Annotated in this window: 17 protein-coding genes and 3 tRNA genes; 7 read left to right on the forward strand and 13 right to left on the reverse strand. The window is 41.9% G+C overall.

Annotated features, from left to right (window positions below; translation table 11 throughout):
• Positions 1–521, reverse strand: a 521-nt coding sequence (locus KAU88_07070) for a tyrosine-type recombinase/integrase (protein ID MCK4478272.1), incomplete at its 3' end; no start/stop codon positions are given.
• Positions 521–598 (reverse strand) — tRNA-Ala (locus tag KAU88_07075). The genes KAU88_07070 and KAU88_07075, both read right to left, overlap by 1 nt.
• 261 nt (positions 599–859) lie before the next feature.
• Between KAU88_07075 and KAU88_07080 the strand changes: the two genes are divergently transcribed.
• Entirely contained in the window at positions 860–1,375 is a 516-nt protein-coding gene (locus KAU88_07080; protein ID MCK4478273.1) for a hypothetical protein, read from the forward strand.
• A gap of 325 nt (positions 1,376–1,700) precedes the next feature.
• Here the strand turns inward: KAU88_07080 and rbcL are convergent, their stop codons facing one another.
• Complete coding sequence (gene rbcL / locus KAU88_07085) at positions 1,701–2,921, reverse strand: type III ribulose-bisphosphate carboxylase (GenBank protein ID MCK4478274.1); 1,221 nt, start codon at positions 2,919–2,921, stop codon at positions 1,701–1,703.
• 90 nt (positions 2,922–3,011) lie between these two features.
• Here rbcL and KAU88_07090 point away from each other — a divergent pair, with 90 nt between their 5' ends.
• A complete protein-coding gene (locus KAU88_07090) occupies positions 3,012–3,215 on the forward strand; it encodes a hypothetical protein (GenBank protein MCK4478275.1) in 204 nt (67 codons plus the stop codon).
• Positions 3,216–3,437: 222 nt separating this feature from the next.
• Complete coding sequence (locus KAU88_07095; protein ID MCK4478276.1) at positions 3,438–4,190, forward strand: GIY-YIG nuclease family protein; 753 nt, start codon at positions 3,438–3,440, stop codon at positions 4,188–4,190.
• Positions 4,191–4,453: 263 nt separating this feature from the next.
• On the opposite strand, the gene KAU88_07100 is transcribed toward KAU88_07095, so the two are convergent.
• Together KAU88_07100 and KAU88_07105 are read right to left on the reverse strand one after the other, a co-directional pair.
• Positions 4,454–5,728: an ABC transporter permease gene (locus tag KAU88_07100; GenBank protein MCK4478277.1), complete on the reverse strand. Its 1,275-nt coding sequence runs from the start codon at positions 5,726–5,728 to the stop codon at positions 4,454–4,456.
• Position 5,729: 1 nt separating this feature from the next.
• Positions 5,730–6,425 (reverse strand): ABC transporter ATP-binding protein, encoded by a 696-nt coding sequence (locus KAU88_07105; protein MCK4478278.1) that lies wholly within the window; start codon positions 6,423–6,425, stop codon positions 5,730–5,732.
• 210 nt (positions 6,426–6,635) lie between these two features.
• On the opposite strand from KAU88_07105, the gene KAU88_07110 reads away from it, so the two are divergent.
• Positions 6,636–6,884: a hypothetical protein gene (locus tag KAU88_07110; protein ID MCK4478279.1), complete on the forward strand. Its 249-nt coding sequence runs from the start codon at positions 6,636–6,638 to the stop codon at positions 6,882–6,884.
• Positions 6,885–6,936: 52 nt separating this feature from the next.
• On the opposite strand, the gene KAU88_07115 is transcribed toward KAU88_07110, so the two are convergent.
• From KAU88_07115 to KAU88_07135, 5 genes are all read right to left on the reverse strand, one after another.
• A complete protein-coding gene (locus KAU88_07115; GenBank protein ID MCK4478280.1) occupies positions 6,937–7,074 on the reverse strand; it encodes a hypothetical protein in 138 nt (45 codons plus the stop codon).
• A 156-nt stretch (positions 7,075–7,230) separates the two neighbouring features.
• Positions 7,231–7,325: transfer RNA gene (locus KAU88_07120), tRNA-Glu, on the reverse strand.
• Between the two features lie 79 nt (positions 7,326–7,404).
• The gene (locus KAU88_07125) at positions 7,405–9,039 is read right to left on the reverse strand and encodes a TCP-1/cpn60 chaperonin family protein (protein MCK4478281.1); all 1,635 of its coding nucleotides are present in this window, start codon (positions 9,037–9,039) and stop codon (positions 7,405–7,407) included.
• A gap of 128 nt (positions 9,040–9,167) precedes the next feature.
• Positions 9,168–11,717, reverse strand: coding sequence for an N-6 DNA methylase (locus tag KAU88_07130; protein MCK4478282.1), 2,550 nt, complete (start codon positions 11,715–11,717; stop codon positions 9,168–9,170).
• Positions 11,707–11,853 carry a hypothetical protein gene (locus KAU88_07135; GenBank protein MCK4478283.1) on the reverse strand — a complete coding sequence of 49 codons (147 nt, stop codon included), beginning with the start codon at positions 11,851–11,853 and terminating at the stop codon, positions 11,707–11,709. Before KAU88_07135 ends, KAU88_07130 begins: the two co-directional genes overlap by 11 nt.
• A 251-nt stretch (positions 11,854–12,104) precedes the next feature.
• Between KAU88_07135 and KAU88_07140 the strand changes: the two genes are divergently transcribed.
• Positions 12,105–13,091, forward strand: coding sequence for an IS1/IS6 family transposase (locus tag KAU88_07140; GenBank protein MCK4478284.1), 987 nt, complete (start codon positions 12,105–12,107; stop codon positions 13,089–13,091).
• Here the strand turns inward: KAU88_07140 and KAU88_07145 are convergent.
• Together KAU88_07145 and KAU88_07150 are read right to left on the reverse strand one after the other, a co-directional pair.
• A complete protein-coding gene (locus KAU88_07145; GenBank protein MCK4478285.1) occupies positions 13,088–13,387 on the reverse strand; it encodes a hypothetical protein in 300 nt (99 codons plus the stop codon). The genes KAU88_07140 and KAU88_07145 overlap by 4 nt on opposite strands.
• 586 nt (positions 13,388–13,973) lie before the next feature.
• On the reverse strand, positions 13,974–14,396 hold the full coding sequence (locus tag KAU88_07150; GenBank protein MCK4478286.1) for a hypothetical protein: 423 nt from the start codon (positions 14,394–14,396) through the stop codon (positions 13,974–13,976).
• Between the two features lie 1,178 nt (positions 14,397–15,574).
• Here KAU88_07150 and KAU88_07155 point away from each other — a divergent pair.
• A complete protein-coding gene (locus KAU88_07155; protein ID MCK4478287.1) occupies positions 15,575–16,453 on the forward strand; it encodes a GNAT family N-acetyltransferase in 879 nt (292 codons plus the stop codon).
• Between the two features lie 135 nt (positions 16,454–16,588).
• Here KAU88_07155 and KAU88_07160 read toward each other — a convergent pair.
• Positions 16,589–16,663 (reverse strand) — tRNA-Ala (locus KAU88_07160).
• Positions 16,664–16,852: 189 nt separating this feature from the next.
• Between KAU88_07160 and KAU88_07165 the strand changes: the two genes are divergently transcribed.
• Positions 16,853–17,314, forward strand: coding sequence for a 30S ribosomal protein S13 (locus tag KAU88_07165; protein MCK4478288.1), 462 nt, complete (start codon positions 16,853–16,855; stop codon positions 17,312–17,314).
• The last annotated feature ends 2 nt before the right edge of the window (positions 17,315–17,316 follow it).

The raw sequence follows: 17,316 nt of genomic DNA on the forward strand, positions 1-17,316 counted from the left end.
ACATATTCCTTCAACATTGCCAGAGTTGACGGTTTCAGTTTCAAAATTCTAGGATTTCCATGTTTCGCAGATCTGACTGTTATTGAACCTCTCTCTAAATCTATGGATTTCAAGGTTAGATTATGCAGCTCAATGGGTCTCATGCCTGTGTCTCTAAGAATCGAGAAAATCAAAGCATACTTTCTAGATGCTTTAGAGATTATTTTGTTGATTTGCTCGGTTGTTGCTATATATGGCAGGTTTCTTTGCCTTTTATACAAAGGTTTGTTCCATGATAGACCATTTACTTTGACATAGTGGTCATATGCGTTTGCAAGAGCCTCTTTGAAAGCATTGCTACACTGCTTTCTAGCGATCATGCCTCTTACTAATTCTGGACTGTCTAGATTGGCAAGTTTTGAAAGTGTCTTTAGCTTTCTAGCATAGCCTTTGATTGTCGAATCTGCGTAACCTCTCTTTTTTAACTCCCAAACAGTTTTGAAAATCCCTTCTTTCACGGAAATTAGACCGGGTTCCGGCATGGTGGACCGGGCGGGATTTGAACCCGCGGCTTCCGCCTTGCGAAGGCGGCGATCATACCAGACTGATCTACCGGCCCTCTCACTCTCGCTCAGAAGAGAACGTGAATTAAGAAATTTAGAGCTTTCGGCTTCGTTTGGGGGATTCGAGATAGGTTATTATGGTGTATAGGGCTTGTTCTGTGATTCTGCTTATGTTCAGGTTGTGTTTTGTGCTTTCTTAGCTATGCTTCGGGATTGACCATGCCTGAATGCCACAGACGCGAACGCAGTTTCCACCAAATTTAAAAGCAGACATTTTTCAAAGTATCCGATACACAAAAACTAATTCAGGTGAGAAATTGAGCTACCAGACGAAGAGGCTAGCTATCGCTACTCTTTTTGGGGCTATAATATTCATTACTAAGGCTTTACTCCCTTCTCCGATAAATAAGATGTTAATCAGTATCCAAGCTCTAATGCTTGCTCTTGGAACCCTTCTATTAAAGAAACAGGGCGCAACTTTTGTTTCATTGATTGGTGGTGTGCTAACAGCCTTGTGGAATGTGGCCTTTGCCCCCTTTACCTTATTCTTTGCTCTTCTGTATGGTTTGTTAGTGGATGCATTTTTCTTACTTTTCAGGATTGACGTCGCACATGGTGAAGTCAAAGCAACCAAAGTGATGACTGCAATGACTATGAGCACTTCGCTTGTCGGATTCACAAGCTATTATGTGACTGTTCATCTGATGGCATTGATACCTAGAAGTCTTCCATTAGAAGTTTTGATATTAGTTATGGGAACTATCAGTGGTGCTGTAGCTGGTTACTTCGCTTCATTAATCTGGAATAACCATCTTAAAAATCTCAGACTTTGATGTTCTTTCAATTGCAAAAAGCCAAGGCTTTGGCCTAGCACCCTCAAATTTGTCAATACCCTGAATATCCGAGTTTTCAAGTCTCTTATCAGAGCAGGGTTGGAGTAGTTGTGCATAAACACACTACCAGAAACACGACCCTGCAGAAAGTCTATCTCTGGATGTCACGCGCACGCATCACTACTAATTATGACGCGGAAGCTAAAAGCATTTCCAAGCAGCAAGAACACACATCTACACATCAGCAATTTCCAAAACATATCAAGTGCTCATATGCCGCCTTGACGGATGTAGAGTGTTAAGTCAACAAGTCGGTGCATTCTCTTCAACTCCACTGTTCCAACGCTGTTTTCAATTCTTTGCGAGTTTTTGCATATTCCTTGAGAGGTATTCCTTGCATCTTTGCGTCGACCGCCTGCCTCATTGCTTTAGCGCCTGCGACAGTGCCATTTTTGTGCCCGTGGATTCCTCCTCCTGCTTGGATTATGAAGTCTTTTCCAAAAATCTCAATCAAGGCGGGAACTAAGCTTGGGTGAAGACCTCCCGAAGCCACCGGTAAAACAGGCTTCAGACCATTCATTTCGCCTTTTAATGCATCACAATTTTCCAAAACTTCTTCCCTTGTTTCAGACATTTTTCCAACAGCTGTTCCTACGTGAAGCTGGTCCACCCCGATTATTCTAGATACCTTGGCAATTACCCGCATGGAAACTCCGTGTCTAGGGTTTTTCGTGAAGGCTGCGTGCCCAGCTCTGTGAGCATGAATTACGAGGTTAAAGTTTTGGTTTCGCAGTGTCTGTAAGGAGGCAAAGCCACAAGTCAGAATGTCTATCATTATGTATTTTCCATCATGGTCTTCTACGAACTGCGCCCGCCTTATCATCTGATTCGTCTCGGAGGTCACGTTAGCCATGTAAACCTTCTTTTCACCGGTTTCTTCTTCAGCTCTGTCTCTACTTTCCAAGGTTTCTATGACACGATCTTCGAAGGGATTGAATTGTTGGCTGCCCAAGTTTTCATCATCCTTCACAATGTCGCATCCACCAACCCATGCCTCATAAGCAACTTCTGCGTGGTCTCTGGTTCTTAAACCAAGTTTCGGCTTGATTATCGTACCTACTAACGGCCTGTCTTTAATTTTTAAAAGCTCTCGAACTCCAGGAATACCATATTTAGGACCTCTGAAGCTTTCGATAATTTTTGATGGAAAATGCATGTCAGTTAACCTGAGGTTTTTCAACGCAGCCAAGCCAAACACGTTCCCGGCTACGCTGCTGAGAATATTGGGCATGTTAGCTAGTTCAAACAGTTCGATTGGATAAGCTATAAGGACGTTGTTGCCATTAATTTCGAAAACTGTAGCTTGCAATTTTTTCACGTAAGGTTTTATAGTTGTCAGTTCAGTCCATGTTCCTATAGAGCTTTCAGCAGCAACCCCGCCTGCAGCCACTCTGATATCAATTCCTTTCGGCTCCACATAGAAATCACAAATTAAATCATCTTCTCTAGGAATGTATGAAAGGTTGACAAAATCTAAGTATTTCACGTTTCTTCCTCCAACATCCCACAGTTCATATAGGAATACTTATGGGTTTTGCGTCACGAACATGCCAACCAATAGACCGATCTTACTAACATGCACGCGCGCATCCGATGTTGGGAGTGCAACATCAAAGTCTGGCGAGACTCCTTTCTTGAATACAGAATCTCAAACCCGCTACTTTGCAAGCTTGTTAAACGAACAGTGCTTCCATCCGCAGACAAACTAGCTGGAATCTACTACGGTGCGAAACACGGCAAAATGATGAAAGATGCCATCTGGAAAATGGTGAATGGTTAACGCCCTGTTACAGGACTCTTGGAATAGCTAAATCTGCAATGCCAACATTCTGCTCCATATCTGTTTCGAGGTGCTAGTAGCTGCCAAGTCTCCTAATGATTCTTTACCCATATTAACCATGTATATTTAGTGCTCACACACTTTGACAGAAGAATGGCGCGCATGAATCGGGATTACTATCAGCTTATAACATGAGTTCACATAATTTATGGGGGGAATAAAATGTCGCTCTCAGGGAAAATGTACTTTTGGGGAGATAAGGCGAAAAACGTTCCAGAAGAACCTGGAGTTTACGCACTCTATGATAAAGACCAGACTCTAATCTATATCGGAAAAAGCACTAACCTTAGAGAAAAATTCACTAAATACTTGGAGACAGATTTTTCCGGCGAACCCTGCAAACGTGAAACCAAATATTATAAGAGAGATGTTACTCCAAGGCAGGAAGATAGGGTAAAGGAACTTTTACACGAGTACAGACAAAAGCATGGCGAGTTTCCCAAGTGTAATCGTCCTTCTGAACCACCTAAGAAAGAAGTTTCCAGAGAATGTGGATTCCATTTCTACAAAGACATCGGCAAGCCGCTTTTAGAAGTGGCTTTCAATCTACGAGATTTCAAGAGAATAGCAAACACAGCTCCAATTGCTTCACTTGAGTTTCATCAAAAAAGAGGAGACTTTGCTAAGTGGATCCGTGATGTTCTCAAAAACATGCAACTTGCGAAAGCTGTCCATGAAATCAACAAAACTGGAGAAGATCTTAGACGAGAGCTTTTGAATTTGTTAAACAACTCAGAGAGAGCGCAATGTCCTATATGCGGAATTGAAACTAGTCCGGTAAAGACTTGGAAAATGGCTGGGAGACCGAGCAAAACTGGGGAAAGACTGCAGCTTAAAATAGGTCATTACAAATGTCCGAAATGCAATAAGTCGTTCAGGCGAGTGCTCGCGAAGGAGAAAATTAAAACTACCTGAAACTTTGTCTTAGGTTTTTAATTACAATAACATACGATATGATGTGCAACTGTGAAAGCTAAAGTTAAAAGACTCAGTAGAATGCACACAAACCCAGATAATCGTTCAGGATAAAAAGAGAGGATGCTAGAGTGTAGGAGGTGGCGGCAGCAAAGGTCGGTGTGTGTGGTATATTTGGTGCTCCAACTAGGATTTGAACCCGGCAAGTGGCTTTCCATTAAAATTTGTGCATTTATTTCTACTTCGAAGCTTGAAATTAGATGTTATTCGTACCTTAATGCTTCTACTGGTTTAAGTTTCGAAGCTCGCCAAGCAGGGTAAAGTGCAAAGATTACGCTGAGTATTACGCCAAAAGCTAGAGCGCCTAGGAACACTGCTGGGGTTAAAACAGGAGTTATCGCCATTCCACCTGTGGTTGCTGCTTGATTTCCTGCTGGCATAAAGCCTCCTCCACTTAACACTCCTGCAGTTACGTTTGCCAAAACCCAACCTAAAGCTATGCCAATTACTGCACCCATCACACCAACTATCATTGCTTCGCTTAAGAAAATCAAAAGCACCGTTCGACTTTTCATACCTAACGCTTTCAGTATCCCTATCTCTCTTGTGCGCTCCATCAAAGAAACAATCATAATATTCATTATACCTATCCCCGCCACTAGAAGCGAGATACCAGCAATTCCACCTAAGAAAAGTTCCATGGTGGAGAAAACACTTGAAATTGTGTCAAGCACAGCAGTTGAAGAAATCACCGAGACTTGACCACTGAAAGCTTCTTCTATAGCCTCAGAAACACTCTCAATAGTTGCTTCATCATCATTTTCTAACTGCACGATTATCGTGTCACATTCATCGGTTCCAAAGAAACTTTGAGCCTGCGAAATTGGAATGTAAACACTATTATCCGAAGGTCCGATGCCGAAGCCTCCGATTTCCTTAAGAACAGCCGAAATTTGTCCAGTATAAGTTTCATTTGTTAGGGGCCACGTTGTTGTATTAGTCCAAATGATCTCGATGGTGTCATCTACATTGTAGAGTAATGTTTCATTCTGCCAAGGGTCACTAATCCGTTTTCCAACTACAGCAATCTCGTTTTCCGGGTTTAGGGGAATTTCCCCATTTTCAGCCACAAAGGTGCTACTGTAAATGTCTGCATATTTGGCGAAATCCACACCTACTATGGTGAGCATAAACTCCATTTCATCGGATTTAATGTAGCATACCTTTCGAATTACCGCCACTGACATCTCAACATTTTCTATTTCATCGATTATTTGTGTATAATTAACTAGCAAATTGAAATCAGCCCCTACGCTAGGACCCATCATGAAGCCTCCCCCAGGAGAAACAATTAACGTGTCGGTCGCGAATCCTGCTTGGAGCTGTCCAGTTATAGTATCTTGGAGACCCTGGCTAATTGAAAGCAAAGCAACGATGGCTGCAATGCCGATAACAACTCCTAAGGTTGTTAGGCCTGCACGAAGTTTCCTCAATCTTATTGCACCGAAGGCATAAGAGAAAATGTCGCTTACTTTCATGTTAGTTCACCTCTTCGGGGATTACCAGGCCGTCAAGCATCTGCACTCTTTTCTTTGCCTGAGATGCTAAATTCTGGTCATGTGTAATCAATATTATTGTTACCCCCTTCTCCTCATTCAGCCTTTTAACTAGCTCTATTATTTCATTTGCAGTTTTAGAGTCAATGTTTCCTGTAGGTTCATCCATTAGCAGAAATTTCGGATTGTTTGCTAAAGCTCTGGCAATCGCCACACGTTGACGTTCACCGCCGCTAAGTTCAGCGGGTTTGTGATCCACTCTTTCCTTCAGGCCCACGGTTTCAAGAAGCTCTTCAGCGAGTTTTCTTCTCTCCTTTTTACCTAAGCCAGGTATAGCCATTGGCAATTCAACATTTCCTCTTGCAGTAAGCCGTGGAATAAGATTGAAAAATTGAAATACAAAACCTACTCTCCGCCTCAAGTCGGCCAGTCCGTTGTCATCTAATGTGGAAATGTCAACACCTTCTATGAACACCGTCCCCTCTGTTGGCTTGTCCAATGCGCCGATCATGTTCAGAAGTGTAGATTTACCACTGCCAGAAGGCCCCGAGATTGCGAGGAAATCACCCTTGTCAACTCTCAAATTTACTCCTTGCAAGGCATCTACCCGAACTTTTCCAAGCATGTAGGTTTTTCTAAGGTTCACAGTTTCAACAACAGGTGTTGTCACACATGTCATCTCCTTTTGATTCTCTCGGTTATTTCCTCCAATGCGCGCGCGCGTGATTTATAAGTTTTACGCGACACAAACTTGGAATGTCGGTGCATAAACAAAGATGGCGAGTAATAGCCAAGAACGTGGTGCTTACACACGCAATCGCCTGTGACTTTGGCGCGTGAAAAAAATTAAATGTAGTTTTTCGTTAAGGGTAGGCTCTGCGTAGAGGTGTTGCTAGATGTTGAGAATCAGAGCTTTGTCAAGGGAGGGGACGAAGAAGTTTGGCTCTGCATACAGAACGAGACCTACAGAGAATACGAGGACGTTAGACCAAACACCATGGAAGACATGGAGATCTGGAAGAAGAGTCCGAACTTTGACTCTACTGAAATGTTCATTGCGGAACTGGATGGAAATCCTGTAGGAGCAGTGAATGCTTACATAGACATAGGGAGGAGCGCACGCGTAACGAAATTTTGATCGTTTACCACTGAAATAGTAGCCTGAGTATTCCACAATGTGCACGCACTATTTATGGTCTCACACATTCAGCCTTTGCTCTGAAAGGTCTTTTCTTTTTTGGCTTGCTATGTTTTCGGCATCTCTTAACGCATACCCATACGTCGCCTTGGATTTCCCAGACACAACCACAAACATCTTTGTTTACCATAGCCAACGCCCCACTGCATTTTTTGGTTGTGATTCTTTCCCAATAAGTCTTTAGCCATTAACTCAATGCGCATGCTTTTAAAAATGCCTTAATCAGAGAAACACCTCATTAAAGGCTCCAAGTAATACGAGTAGAATTGTGTGTTTGCGAAGAATATGGTGCTCCGGCCGGGATTTGAACCCGGGTCGGTGGCTTTCCCTCTTAGAAAAGACGAGAGGCCACTATACTTAACCGAACTATACTACCGGAGCAATGAGAATTAGAAAGTGCAGTTTCGTGCTTAAATTTTAGGGTATAGAAAAAAAGGAAAAAAAGGAAAGTTGTCTATTCTTAGTCTTCAGGCATTCCGCCTGGGCCTTTCCCTGCTTCTTTTGGCGCCGTTGCAGCTATTACATCGTCTATGCGCATTATCATGGACGCAGATTCTGTAGCAGACTTGATCGCTTGTTCCTTCACGGCCATAGGTTCTATTACGCCGTTGCGTTCCATGTTGACAATTTTGCCCGTGAAAACGTTTACTCCCATTAAGTGGCCTTTTTGCTTTTCGTGAGCAGCTCTTAAGCCTACAAGAATGTCAATTGGGTCCAAGCCAGCGTTTTCCGCCAAGGTTTTTGGCACGATTTCAAGCGAGTCCGCGAAAGCTTCTATAGCTAGTTGTTCTCTTCCACCAATTTTTGTAGCATATTCGCGGATTTCCTTTGCGAGTTCTTCTTCGATGGCTCCGCCGCCGGGGACTATTTTGTTGTTTTCGATGACATCTGAGACTACTGAAAGGGCGTCGTGCATTGCGCGTTCAGCTTCATCCACCATGCGTTCTAAGCCTGCACGGATCAGGATGGCTACGGAGTGAGGCGTCTTGCATTTTTCTATGAATATCATTTTGTCGTCGCCTACTTTCCGTTCCTCGACGAGACCTGCTGTTCCCAAATCTTTCTTCTTGAGGTCTTCTAGGTTTGTGATTATTTTTCCATTAGTTGCCCTGGCGAGTTTTTCCATGTCCGACTGCTTTACTCTTCTCGCGGAAAGTACGCCTTTTTTGGCTAGGAAGTGCTGTGCCATGTCGTCCATTCCTTTTTGGCAGAAGAGTACGTTGGCGCCTGAAGCTGTGATTTTCTTTACCATGCCTTGGAGCATGCGTGTTTCTTGGTCTAGGAAAGCCTGTATTTGAGCTGGGTCTTTGATGCGTATTTCAGCATTGATTTCTGTTTTTTCGACTTCAAGGGGGCAATCAAGCAAAGCGATTTTTGCGCTTTTAGTTATTTTTGGCATTCCTGCGTGGACTACTTCTTTGTCAATTATGATACCTTTAATAAGTTGGCTGTCGAAGAGGCTTTTTCCCTCTTTTTTGGTAATTTGAATATTATCAATGTCAGCTATCCACCTGTCGCCGCGTTTTTCGGCAATTTGCCTCACAGCATCAATAGCAATATCTGCAAATGTTTCTCTTGCAGAACCTACTGCTTTGCTTCCCATGCTAGTTAATGCAACCTTTCGGAGCGTTGCACGGTCTTCCATGTCTACAGTGATGCCTATTTTGTTGAGGATTTCAACCGCTTTTTGTGCCGCTTTACGGTAACCGCTTACAATTATTAATGGGTGGATGTTTTGGTCTAAGAGTGCTTCTGCGTGTTTGAGAAGCTCGCCTGCCAACACTACGGCTGTTGTCGTTCCGTCGCCAACCATGTCATCTTGGGTTTTAGCCACTTCCACCATCATCTTTGCCGCGGGGTGTTCAACATCTACGTCGTCGAGTATGGCTGCACCGTCGTTTGTTATTGTTATGTCACCCATGGAGTCAATTAGCATTTTGTCCATTCCACGAGGACCTAGCGTGGTGCGAAGTACTTCGCCTATTGTTCGTGCTGCCATGATGTTGTTTCTCTGAGCCTCTCGTCCGCGTCGCCTGCCAGTTCCTTCTTTAAGAATCAGTATAGGTTGTCCGCCTTGGGTAGTTAAATAAGCCATTTCTTCCATCTCCTTTGTGATAAGTGCTAGAGTATGCAATTTTCAACGAAAATATAAACTTTGCTCAAGAAGGCTCTGTTAACTCTTAAGCACGTCCATTTAGGTGTTAACTGTCGGCACATCCTTGGCTAAACATCTGCTATGTATTCGTAGCCCTCTTTTGAGATTTCCTGTTTTTCGGTTTTTATGCTAGGAACTATGCTTCCAACCAGAGACAGTATGGCTTGTTCATGTTTGCTTATTTGTTTGAGCAGTTCAGCTTTCTTTCGTTCCTCTACTTTTATCTGCTCGGCTATTTTGTTTTGGTCTTCCATCTTTTCTGGAACAGGGATTTTTACTTTCTCAAGTGCACCGTAGGAGATACCTGGATTAATTTCTCCAGTAGCTTGACGTTTCAATAGATAGAATATTGTTGGTTGCTTAAGCATGTAATAAAGATAAACAGGGTTTACTATCTCAATCTTGGGTCTGACAACAAAAAACCTGTTTGTTGCTATACATCCTTCATACTCTTTTGGAACTATACATACTCCTCTAATACAATGCATAGCATTTGGAATCAGAAAGTCGCCCTCTTTCAAAACATAAGTTGCACGATTCGGGGCGGTTTTCCCCATTATCTGTTTTGAAGAAATGATTTCTCCCTTCACCAAGTCTACATCGTTTACTTCAATGTAGTTGAAGACTGTGTTAAGATTTGCTTTGGGGTCAAATTTGTCTTTACTTTTCTCAACAAGCTTACTGATTGGTCGTAGAGGATATTGTGATTTGGAAAGGCTCATCTCAATTTCTTTGTATTTTGGGTGATAGTGCCAAGGGTCGATTCTGTCTTCAAGTTCTGAAAAGCTGATTATGTTTTCGGGGTTTGGATTTTTGGTTCTCTTTAGAATTTCGGGGAGGTCATTTAATGGAAGTTTTCGTCCAGTAGAGTCGAACCCTACATAGCGTGCCCAGTCGATGTATATGTCATAGTCGGTTGGCAGTTCCTTTATCTTCTGTAAGAATAACAAATTGCCTTCATTGTTCGCCCCGCTGGCACGGAAGGCAGGATGCGGAAGACCTATTAACGCCAAAATTTTCGTGTTTTCCTTAATCATCTCTCGACATTTCTTGTAGACACGAGACGGGTTATTGAAGATGCCAGCGGGCAACACGAGACCAGCTTTTCCCCCATATTGAAGTAGGGCAATAATTTTCTCAACAAAAAGAAGTTCTTTAGAGACGCTGACAGGGTTACCTTTCTTATTCTTCCCTAATTCAAATTTCTCCAAAATTTTCGGGTCTTTTTCACGACCAGCGAAGGGTGGATTAGAAAAGACTATTTTTACCGTTCCATCTTTCAACTCTTCTTGTAATTTAGAGGGTAAATTTGGGTCAGTCAGGAGCCCACCGCCACGAAGGATGTGGAAAATTCCTGAGTGCCCATCTCCGTGCATAATCATATTCATCTTAGCAACTCTAACCATGCGGTCATTGATGTCTATGCCAAATGTTTTGTGCTCAGCGAAATATTTGATTGAAGCTTTAATTTCCGTCTCGCTTAAGTTGGGATTTTCCTGCTTTATCCACTCACGGAGTTTTCTAAGGGTCATAATCAAAAATCCACCGCTCCCACAGGCGGGGTCTAAAATTTTACTCTCCCTGTCTGGTCTGATAATTTCAACCATAAACTCCACTATTTCTCTGGGAGTGAAAAACTGAGCCAATTCACCTCTGAAAGTGTTGCCAACCATCTGCTCGTATACTGTGCCCTTAATGTCTGCTCCCTGAATATTCTCGGTAGTGTTGACCAAACTATAGCCTTGAAGAACCTGAACAATATTGAAGATTGAGAAATCATCCAATTCGAGAGTAACAGGAACTGGTTCCGTATTGAACTGTGACCAGAAGACATCTTGATATTTACTTGAGGACATGGCTTTATCAAATAACTGTCTAACCCTATCGGCTACCTCATGAGGGGTTTCTTTTGCTAATACGACAAACTCGTAATATGATGGAACTTCTCTTTCATCATACAGTTTTATGAAAAGCAGTTTTGTCATTTCGTCAAAGGCTTTTGCGGGGTCATGTCCTAACTTTTCAAGAATTAGGAGATGACAGAAACTGATTACTTGTCTTAGTTCTTCTTCATCTTTGAATGGACGTAATGTTTCTGTCTTAGGAACCTTTTGGGGAAGGGGTTTATCTTCAACCCAAACTGGCAAGCGAGCTATTGGGTCTGATTGATTAGGATATGTTGAAGTCTTGAAAGCACGTTCATATAACCCATTTGACCATAAGTGATATTCTGCACCTAAGTTGCGTGCATAGGATTCTGCTTGTGCCACTCCCTCTTTTTCTTTTGGAGCTTTGGTTTCAATGACAGCGAGAGGCTTGGCTTTATTTTCATCACGATATACAACTATGTCTGCTCTGACGGGAACATTACGTTTACCTGCATCCCGACCTACGCCAGCAGGAACTTCAATGTCTATGTGTGAAGCTGGAAAACAATACTCCTTAACCAACTTTCTCATCCATTGAAGTCTAACCTTACCTTCTGGCTTGTCCTTCTCCGAAACAACAATTTTAATAATGCGGTCTGCATATCCAAGTCTCTTCAGTTCCTTTGCTAAATCCTCATCTTCTGGCGATAATCGTCGCTGAGAGGGTTGCTTGACTTCATTAGGTGCCATTTTCTTTGCCCTTATATACCTTGATTAGCCTCTTAATGATTTCGTCATACGTCTCTCCTTTAGTTCCTAATGCCTTCAACTCGTCTCTCATTTTTTTTGAAAGTTGAATCGTGGTATTTTTATTTTGCTTTGCCATAGGCATCATAACAACTATAATTGTTGTGTGTATTTAAGTTTTGCCATAGCGACCATAAAACTTATATAATTATAGCCACTATAGTAACCATAGTGGTTAGCAAAATGATGAGCCTTCAAGAACTTGAGAAACTCCGTGAAGAAAGGGGTTTGGAAATTGTTAACAATAATAGAAATCACATAAAAAGAGCATCAGGTCTTTCTTATACTGTTCTTTCTCAAAGTGGAAATGGCGATTATATTGTTTCTCAAATAGAAGGTGAGTGGCATTGTTCGTGTCCAGACCACAAGTACAGAAGAGTCAAGTGTAAACATATTTTTGCTGTAGAGTTTTCGATTGCTTTAAGGAAAGAAGTTTCAAGCAACATTGTTATTGAGCCTTTGAATGTTCAGATTTGTCCGTATTGTCAGTCAGATAAAATCGTTAGACGTGGAGTGAGACATAACAACTATGGTGACATTCAAAGGTTTTCATGTAAAGTTTGTAGCAAATGGTTTGTTATCAATCTAGGTTTTGAGAAAATGAAATCTTCTCCTCAAGTTATTACCTCAGCTATGCAACTATACTTCACTGGAGCTTCTTTAAGAAATACTGCAAAGTTTCTAAGGCTTCAAGGCGTTAAAGTTAGTCATGTTGCAGTTTACAAGTGGATTCGGAAATATATCGCTTTAATGGAGAAGTACATTGAGAAGCTAAGACCTCAAGTCTCCGATACTTTTAGGGCGGACGAGGTTTGGCTTAAGATAAAAGGAGATAGGAAGTATCTATTTGCCATAATGGATGACGAGACACGTTATTGGATTGCTCAAGAAGTTGCAGAATCCAAATACAAGCATGATGCAAGAAAGCTTTTTCAACTAGCCAAAAAAGTAACTGGAAAAAAGCCTAAGACTTTGATAACTGACGGTCTTCCAGCTTACCGAGACGCATACATGAAAGAGTTTTGGACACTCAGAAACCCTAGAACCAAGCACATTAGACACATCAAAATCAAAGGTGACATGAATAACAACAAAATGGAGAGACTAAACGGAGAAATCAGAGACAGAGAGAAAGTCATGCGAGGGTTAAAGAAAAAAGACACGCCGATATTGACAGGTCTTCAAATATTCCACAACTACATTAGGGAACACGAAGGGTTAGAGGGTAAGACACCAGCAGAAGCATGCGGAATAACCGTGGAAGGAAAGAATAAGTGGAAAACTCTAATTCAGAATGCAAGTCAAAGTAAGGTTTAGAGTTTTTCGTCCATTACACAAGGTTTTCCTATTTTTGCGCACCAAGATTTTTCATCTCTTAATAATTGAGTGCTTAAGGATTCTGGCAAGTTGGCAACTAATGGATGCTTTAAACTTGGGCATGAAAACCTCGGCAGTGTTGCATTCTTAACCTCTTTTCTTGGTCTCAAAACTCGTTTGTAACTGCCATTTGAATCCTTCCTTTGTGTCATAACTAACTCATTTGGGTCAGGATAAGTTATGGTGATTTCATCTGAGCTCGTTATGGGACAGGTTTTTTTCACAGTTCTGCTCATAATCTTAACCCTCAAAGTACTTGCCAAAGCCAGTATAAAGACTCTTCGTGAAGTTTGTCAACCGATTTTTTGCACACAGTCTCTTATGTGCCGTTGGTTAACAGGTATGCAAACGTGACGGAGAGTTAACAGAACCCTCAAGAATATTCTCGATTAAAATTTGTCGGCTTTCCTCTCTTTCAAAGAAATATTCCTTATGTAACAAATTTCTGTGAGGTCAAAGAATAACATGCCTTAGCTACATGCCAAGAGCCTGCATTTGATTCAGACATGTACGTCATTGAATACAGGCTCCGGGTTATCGTGGGGCTTATTCTAGGATTACGTATCTACGCACTCTGTTTTTGCAGTCTTGCGAGTTTTCTTTTCTTTCGCTTTACTTTCCTTTCCTTCTTTGTTAGAGGCTTGGGCTTTTTCTCCCGTGTTTCGCCTCTCATGCCTCCACTCATAGACTTCCCTCATACTAAGTTAGTCCAAAAGTATTTTAAATTTGCATAATTAACAAACAAGATTGCCCTGCAGAGATAGGGAGAATAAGAGCTAGCAATGATCGGGATTGAAGCGTCGACAATTGCTATCGTTTTTGTTATTTTCGTTCAAGTTTCGAGCTGATAGTTCCGAAGATTGCCCCTGCGGCAGCAATCCAAGGTCCAATTAGAAGACTAAGCGTATTTCCTTCCAGATCATTTGCACTAGCAAGAGTAACGGTTATTACCATGACAGATATGAAAAAACCAACGGCTGAAGCGACCGTTGCAAGTTGTATCCCAACTCCATACCCGAGAATATGTATAGCTCCACCGAAAATCGTTAAGATTACAAGGAGAATTAAAACCATTGGAATAACTAACTGTGCTTGGTTCTGGGCGTGGGTTATTCCGTAAATTGCATTTTCCTCCACGTCTAACCAGGGGAGAAACAGCGCGGCAAATATTATGCACCCCGCAGCGATTGCTACACCGCCCTGCACAAAAATGTCTGCAGTTTGTTCTTTTTCTCTTCCAATCAACTAAAACACTTTCTTTAAACTTTCAACTATGCAATTGTCACGTTTACTTTATATTTTTTTGTCCAAGGTTTGGTGGATAAAGAAACTTCTGTAGAGGGGAATAGAATAATTAACGTTTAATTCTGCGCGCATTCTTGGAGGATAACATTGGAAATTAGGTTTAGAGGTTGATGAAAGCACAATGATAATGCTAATCAAAATCACAGAAACATCTATCTGAATAATTCGATAGACAGACTAGCTCGCGAACCTCATCTGTGAACGCACAGAGAAGCCGAGTTGGAAGTGTTCGGTTAACTCCCAATTTTTTTGCTATGCGGATCGAGAGTATAAAGCCTATTCGGTTTTCCACATTTAGGACATTTTTCCATGCTTACATCCACCCATTCTCTACAACCAGGGCATTCTTCCTTAATGAGAGTCCCGCAATTTACACAATAGAAAAACTCCCCAGCTTCCTTTCCACATTTTGGGCATCTAGGCATCAGAGAACACCTGTAAAATTCTTGACGTTGTTTCTATTAAGCTTTAGTAGATATACGCTTTTTTCTACAATAAATCTACTTTGCATCTCGGAATTCCCATTTGTTCTCTATCGCACAAATCATGCAAACCCGTAGGTTACACTTTTGACACTCATAGCTTAAAGCAACCTCTTTCTCACACAGATAACACTCGTTGAAAACCGTGTTGGCCTCACTCGACATACAACAACCCCTTTCTAGGGGGGAAGGCGCTCACGGTTCACGGCGTGCATTCATGAAAGGAATGCCAATAAATGGGCTCTATTTTCACATTCAACAAGAGAGCGATGAACCGCAAGCACGAAAACATTACGCAAACTTTCTATTTAACGACTTTGAGACAACGTACTCTTGAAGAAATGGAGAGTTAAGTGAAAGTATCGGTATTTTACTATTCTAGTTGCGCCCTGTGCATGCGGTGCTATTAGCATTCATGAAAAAAGGTTAGTATCAATAAAAATCTGAAAGCTACAAAAATAGCTTTTTTTCAAAAATGGCGGATGGGGCTAGATGAAGGCTATCGTTTATATCTGCTGATGAGAGCACAAATCAATCCCAGAATAGTTTAATTGCAAGGCACACGCATGCAAGAGTCGTTTGGAAGATGCCGAGCATACACTAGGAAGAAATAATAAGATAAAAAGGAGAGTTGATTTGAAATTCATGCGTACAAAAATCAAGAGAGTGTCTGCATTAGACCGGAACGACATACTCGAGATATCGCGACACATCTGGGAGGGGCATGACTACCTTCCCTTTGTTATTGACGAGTGGTTGAAAGACCCAAACTCCTATACTTATGGCTTTGAGGTTGACGACCGTCTGGTTGCGGTGGCCAACCTTAGACTCATTGAAAACGGCCGAACAGGATGGATGGAAGGCCTGAGAGTACACCCTGACCACAGGAGAAAAGGGTTTGCAAATGTCCTTACAGAACATCTAATCAAAAAAGCTAAAGACTTAGGTGTCCAGCGACTCCGATATGCAACCTCAACTGAGAATCAAGCCTCACTGATACTTGCTGAAAAATTCGGATTTGCCAAAGTATTAGAGTTGGGTGTTTTTTGGCATCCAAACGCCAGAATCATACAATCAATAGGAAGCTATCCCCATATAAGAAAATCAAATCCTAACGAGGTCTACAAACTATTACAAGGCAATCCGCACATCATCCCTCACAAAATCTTAGTCTACGACTGGAAGGCTCTAGACAGTACACTCGAAGGTCTCGAAACACTTGGAAAATCTCACGAGTTCTACATAGCATTGAAAGCGAAGATGGATTCATTATCCTATGCCTATCCCAAGCGTGTACCAGAACGATCGCTGTGGGTCTTTACGATCTGTGCCACTGAACCACATGGTTTCCTCTCGCACCTCTCCTACAACATAGCTATAGCCTTGAAAAAAGACTTCAACGCGATTATGGGTACATACGAAATCGACTTCGAAGAAACTCTGCATAATGTAAACTGGGGCACCGACGAACGTTGGGATACTCATGTGGTTCTACTGGAAAAAGGAATGTGTTGAAACATTCATTCACATACGCTTGGCGAGCAAATAAATGCTGAGGTGAAATGATGCAACATGCCATTAAAATTTTCCTAGAAAAGCACTTTTACTCATTTTTCGGACAAGAAACTGCTTGAAAACCGCTCAATTTTGTGGACGGGACGGGATTTGAACCCGCGGCCTCCACGATGCCAACGTGGCGATCATTCCAGGCTGATCTACCCGCCCTTTTTTCCAACTTCTAATCATCGAGGCAGTGTAAGGAATAGGATAAGACTTGTTTAAGTCTTTTCTCGGCAACAAAGCTGCCATATCGTCCTGACGTTAGATGCACACGCGCAAACTGCTTCTAAAGGAAAGTTTATATAAATTGCGCATCCCTTTCGGTAGTTAGCTTCAAAACACTGGAGACTTAAAATGCCAAAAGAATTTCGCCACATCACGCGAATGGCAGACACAGACCTAAACGGCACCCTGAAAGTAGCCAACGCCATCTCCAAAATAAAAGGAGTAGGAATCAGCATAGCTAATTCCATAGTAAGAAAGAGCGGAGTAAATCCGGATACCCGCCTGGGATTTCTTTCAGACCAAGACCTAGAAAAGCTGAAAGAAATAATTAATAATCCAACTAAATATGATCTCCCAGAATGGCTTTTTAACCGCCGAAAAGATTTGAAAACAGGAGAAAATTTACATCTCACAGGCGCTGACCTCGTTCTTCAAACCAAGACAGATATAAACCTCATGAAAGCCACGAAATCTTGGAAAGGCTATCGACACTCATATGGGCTAAAAGTGCGTGGTCAACGAACTAAGACCACTGGAAGGAAAGGAAAGGCCATAGGCGTCAGAAAGAAGAGAGGTCCCGGAGGTAAATGATA

The sequence above is a fragment of the Candidatus Bathyarchaeota archaeon genome (assembly GCA_023131225.1).
In the GTDB taxonomy this organism is placed as follows: Archaea; Thermoproteota; Bathyarchaeia; order Bathyarchaeales; family SOJC01; genus JAGLZW01.